Source organism: Glutamicibacter sp. HZAU (assembly GCF_004100365.1).
Classification (GTDB): domain Bacteria; phylum Actinomycetota; class Actinomycetes; order Actinomycetales; family Micrococcaceae; genus Glutamicibacter; species Glutamicibacter nicotianae.
In genome coordinates, this window is record NZ_SCKZ01000022.1 from 1 (window position 1) to 5,088 (window position 5,088).

The 5,088-nt window shown below is 62.3% G+C and carries 4 protein-coding genes; 3 read left to right on the top strand and 1 reads right to left on the bottom strand.

Annotated elements, in window-relative coordinates:
• Window positions 1-452: 452 nt before the first annotated feature.
• A complete protein-coding gene (locus tag EKH49_RS16290; RefSeq protein WP_005882738.1) occupies window positions 453-1,022 on the bottom strand; it encodes a TetR/AcrR family transcriptional regulator C-terminal domain-containing protein in 570 nt (189 codons plus the stop codon).
• Between the two features lie 38 nt (window positions 1,023-1,060).
• Between EKH49_RS16290 and tet(33) the strand changes: the two genes are divergently transcribed.
• The 3 genes from tet(33) to EKH49_RS16305 form a co-directional block, all read left to right on the top strand.
• Window positions 1,061-2,284, top strand: coding sequence for a tetracycline efflux MFS transporter Tet(33) (tet(33), locus tag EKH49_RS16295; protein ID WP_074436872.1), 1,224 nt, complete (start codon window positions 1,061-1,063; stop codon window positions 2,282-2,284).
• A gap of 635 nt (window positions 2,285-2,919) precedes the next feature.
• On the top strand, window positions 2,920-4,095 hold the full coding sequence (locus EKH49_RS16300) for a Cmx/CmrA family chloramphenicol efflux MFS transporter (protein ID WP_005882743.1): 1,176 nt from the start codon (window positions 2,920-2,922) through the stop codon (window positions 4,093-4,095).
• Window positions 4,092-5,088 (top strand): IS481 family transposase (locus EKH49_RS16305; RefSeq protein ID WP_128471674.1); only part of this gene is annotated, 997 nt, incomplete at its 3' end. The genes EKH49_RS16300 and EKH49_RS16305, both read left to right, overlap by 4 nt.

The window sequence follows — 5,088 nt, forward strand, 5'->3', positions numbered from 1 at the left end:
GACGGCGTGACCGAAAGCCCCTGAGTGTCCGATTCAGGGCTCGACATGCGTCCCAATCTACCCGTCTGTGCCGCTACCCCCAAGAAACGTCAACAACCTCATGGCCAGCAACAGTTAGCTGTCGCGGATTGAGTCGGGTCAAGATGCGGCACCGATGCTAAACCGCCGTTACCTATGGTCATCGCGCCGGTCGCGCACTCGACGCTTAGTTCTTGAGGTACTCGAGGACGGCGATGACGCGCTTGTTCCCTGTGCGCTCGTTAAGGTCGAGCATGGTGAAGATGCTGCTGATGTGCCGTTCCGCGATCGCGACGCGACATACACACGGTCCCTGATTTGCTCGTTTGTGAGCCCCGTAGCCATGAGCGAATCGTCAGTATCGCGGAGGAGGTGCTGCGGGAGCGGGAAAGGATTGACCTTACTGACGCAGAGACCCAAAGTGCGAGCATCCCTCATCGCTTTGATGCCAGCCCTTCAACCATTGCAACTAACCCGAACTCGAAATCTAGGTCTTGATCGACAGGCTCACATCCGTTGTCGAGCGCTGTTTGTTCTTCTAGTACGAAACCGACCGTATAGCGGCTGATAGCCATGAGAGCTCGGACCGCAGAGCCCTCAGCGAATCCTTCGGACACGAGAAACTCGATCTGACTTTCGGGGGCATCCGAGCCCGCTGGCATCTGGTCACTCTTTTGACGGTGAAACTCTGCGTGCAGCCGTGCTCCATCCCGGACTGCCAGAAGCGCTGTCCGGAAGCTCCGCGCGTTGCGCAGGAGAAAGTCGTCCCAGCGCTCCCCTGACTCTGGGAGTGAGGCGTGGTGTTCGCGATCAAGCACATCAGCTGCGAGCGATCCGAGCAGGTGGGCCTTTGTCCGAAAGTGCCAGTAGAGCGCTGGCTGCTGCACCCGCAGATGCGCAGCCAGCGCCCGCGTGGTGAAACCGTCGATCCCCGTGTTATTGAGCACATGCCTCGCACCGCGCAAGACTGCTGCACGATCGAGTCGCGCTTGTTTCTGAGCCATGCTTGCACTTTATCATCGATAACTTTATCGTTGATAAGGTGTCATTTCTTACTTCCGCTCGTGGCTCGTTGGCCACGGTCCTCATCACGGCTAGCCTCGACGCCGCCGGCATGGGCCTGGTGATGCCGATTCTTCCCGCACTGCTACACGAGGCAGGGGTCACCGCTGATGCGGTTCCGCTGAACGTCGGAGTGCTGATCGCGCTCTACGCGGTAATGCAGTTCATCTTTGCCCCCGTACTGGGAACGCTGTCGGACCGATTCGGCCGCCGCCGGGTGCTGCTTGTTTCCCTGGCCGGTGCGACCGTCGACTATCTCGTGCTCGCCACGACGTCCGCTCTGTCGGTGTTCTATATCGCCCGCGCAGTGGCTGGGATAACCGGAGCGACCAATGCGGTCACCGCCACCGTGATCGCCGACATCACGCCACCCCACCAGCGCGCCAAGCGTTTCGGTTTACTCAGTGCCTGCTATGGCGGCGGAATGATCGCGGGGCCAGCCATGGGTGGACTGTTCGGTGCCATCTCGCCACATCTGCCGTTTTTGCTCGCTGCTCTTCTCTCAGCGAGCAATCTGGCACTCACCTTTATCCTGTTACGCGAGACCCGTCCTGATTCCCCTGCGCGCTCTGCGTCGCTCGCTCAGCATCGTGGTCGCCCCGGCCTCAGCGCGGTGCCTGGGATTACCTTCCTATTAGTCGCATTCGGCCTTGTTCAATTCATTGGGCAGGCTCCAGGTGCGACCTGGGTGCTGTTTACTGAACACCGCCTCGACTGGAGTCCCGTCGAAGTTGGAATCTCCCTGTCCGTCTTCGGGATCGTACAGGTTCTCGTGCAGGCCCTCCTTACTGGCCGCATCGTGGAGTGGATCGGTGAGGCAAAAACAGTCATCATCGGGTGTGTTACCGACGCCTTGGGTCTCGTAGGCCTGGCGATAGTCACTGACGGATTGTCCATGGCGCCTATCTTGGCGGCATTGGGGATCGGTGGCATCGGCCTCCCCGCTCTGCAAACCCTTCTCTCCCAGCGCGTCGATGAACAGCGGCAAGGGCGCCTCCAGGGTGTGCTCGCCAGCATCAACAGCGTCACATCGATCTTCGGACCGGTCGCTTTCACAACGATCTTCGCGTTCACCTACATCAACGCCGACGGCTTCCTCTGGCTCTGCGCCGCAGCACTCTACGTGCCCTGCGTGATTCTCATCGTGCGTGGTACAGCGGCGTCCCCGAAGTTCGGCTCATGGGCGAGCGGCGACTCGATGTGAGTTGTGAGCAGGAGCAACATGACGGCGACACGTCTTCGCCACGGCCGACGAGCGAGTCGGTGCCACCGGGCAACTCGGCATCATCTGCCAAGGATAGGTCAGCTGGGAGTCTAAAGACCCATTGAAGTGTGCGTGCCGATCGCGGAGAAGGCCAAGGGAGAGCCGGAGGCCCTCTCCGAGTAGCTTGCCGATGACATGAGCTGGACGCTCATCGAGAAATCCACACACAGCGGCCCCAGTGCAGCCCGAGAGGTGCGCCCGCCGTCCTCCCGAGCGGGTGGAAGTCATTTCGGTCATCGCCCACGGACGACGCGCTTCCTACGATGGATACCTCGAGTCTGTAGGAAGGCACGTCCGTTTCAGCCATGCGTTCCGCTTCGTCTAGCTGTTGCTGGCCATGAGGTTGTTGACGTTTCTTGGGGGTAGCGGCACAGACGGGTAGATTGGGACGCATGTCGAGCCCTGAATCGGACACTCAGGGGCTTTCGGTCACGCCGTCAGCCCCTCACCTTCGCTGAGCCCTCAGCTCTCTGCTGCCCTGTGCTGTGTGCAGCACGACATTCGGGTGTCCTCTGGGCGCTGACCGTAGTGACGAGACGTTCTCTTGTTCGCACTCTCGCTTCGGAGCTACCTCGATGCCTTTCGCTCTCTATCTTCTTGCCCTGGTGGTCTTCGCCATGGGTACTTCCGAGTTCATGCTCGCCGGCCTCGTGCCCGACATTTCCACATACTTCGGCGTTCCCGTGGGGACAGCTGGTCTCCTGACATCGGCATTCGCCGCGGGCATGGTGATCGGCGCACCTGCGATGGCCGCCCTCACTCGTCGCCTCCCCGTGAAATCGACACTCTTGGGTTGCGTGACTGTATTCGCGGCGGCTCATGTCGTCGGGGCGCTGACGCCCGACTTCACTGTTCTGTTCATCACGCGCGTGATCGCCGCGATTGTCAACGCAGGCTTCTTGGCGGTCGCACTGGGCGCGGCGACGAAACTCGTGGCACCCAACGCCAAAGGTCGGGCCGTATCGATTCTGCTGGCGGGCACCACCGTCGCAACCGTCGCCGGCGTCCCCGCGGGTGCCGTACTTGGTACGGCCCTTGGCTGGCAGTCGACGTTCTGGGCGATCGCTCTCCTCTGCGTCCCCGCTGCGATCGGCATTGCCGCGGGCTTCACCACTCAAGCTGGCGACACGTCCGAGAAGGATTCGTCCTCGCTGCGGATGGAGTTGGCGCAGCTTGCCTCTCCGCGCCTCGTTCTGACGATGATGCTGGCTGCCCTGGTGAATGCCGGCACCTTCGCAACGCTGACCTTCCTTGCGCCGATCGTTACGGGAACCGCCGACCTGAGCCAGTGGTGGGTGTCGGTGGCGCTTGTGCTCTTCGGCGTCGGTTCCTTCATCGGCGTCACCGTTGCGGGACGGCTCGCTGACGCCCGACCTCGCGTCGTCATCATGGGCGGTGGAAGCGTCCTTGTACTCGGCTGGGTCGCCTTGGCGCTCTTCGCGACGAACCCCGTTGCCCTGCTCGGGCTCGTTTTCGCTCAGGGTGTGTTGGGGTTCGCTGTCGGCAGCACGCTGATTACGCGAGTGCTCTATGCGGCGGCGGGTGCACCCACCATGGCGGGTTCGTACGCGACCGCGGCACTCAACGTCGGCGCAGCAGTCGGTCCCATACTTGCCGCTGCCGCGCTCGGCGTGATACCCGGTGCGCTCGGGCCCGTTTGGGTGGCCGTCACCACGACCGCAGCGGCATTGCTGCTCACCATTCCCCTTCTCCGGCTGATCGCGCCCGCCGAGAGCGAAGTGGTCAAGTGACGCACGCTAACTCGCCCTTGACAGTCGAAGGCCGTCGCCGACTCATTGAGCGCTGCCGCTCTCGACCCCTCGCGCATGTCGCCGCAGAGATGGGCATCTCCCGCGCAACCGCATCGAAGTGGGTAACCCGGTACCGCAAGTTCGGTCAACTCGGCCTGCTTGACCGCTCATCTGCTCCAATCCGGCAGCCAAGCGCGACACCTGGCGAGACGCTAGCGCGAATCGAGGAACTACGGCGCGAGCACAAGTGGTCAGCATCCCGCATCACCTTCGAACTGCATGGAGATGGCGTTGCGATCAGTCGGCGCACCGTCACTCGGCACCTAGCCGAGCTCGGCCTGAACCGCCGTCGATTCATCGACCCAAACGGCGAGACGAACCGGCAAGTGCAGACGATCACGGCAAAGCATCCCGGGCACATGGTGCATCTCGACGTCAAGAAAGTCGGACGCATCCCCAACGGCGGTGGTTGGCGGGCTCATGGCAAAGGCAGCCCTGAGGCTCGTGCCGCCGCCCGAGCGAGAACCCGCGGGGCACGCGCCGGGTACGCCTACCTCCATTCCGCAATCGACGGGCACACCCGCCTGGCATACACTGAATCGCTCGAGAACGAACGGGCCACCACCGCCGTCTCGTTCCTGAACCGCGCCCGGGTGTGGTTCGCCGCTCACGGCATCACCCGGATCGAGCGAATCATCACCGACAATGGCGCTTGCTACCGCTCCGCGGCATTCGCCGCCGCTCTGAATGGCGCGGAGCACCGCCGTACGAAGCCCTACACGCCCAAGCACAACGGGAAAGTCGAACGCTACAACCGCATCCTCGCTGAAGAGTTCCTGTACGCAAGGACCTGGAACTCAGAAGACCAGCGCGAGAAAGCGCTGGAAACCTGGAACCTGCACTACAACTACCACCGGCCCCACGGTGTGCATGACGGGAAGCCGCCCGCATCCGCGACACCATTACGCGTCAACAACGTCCTGGCCTCATACA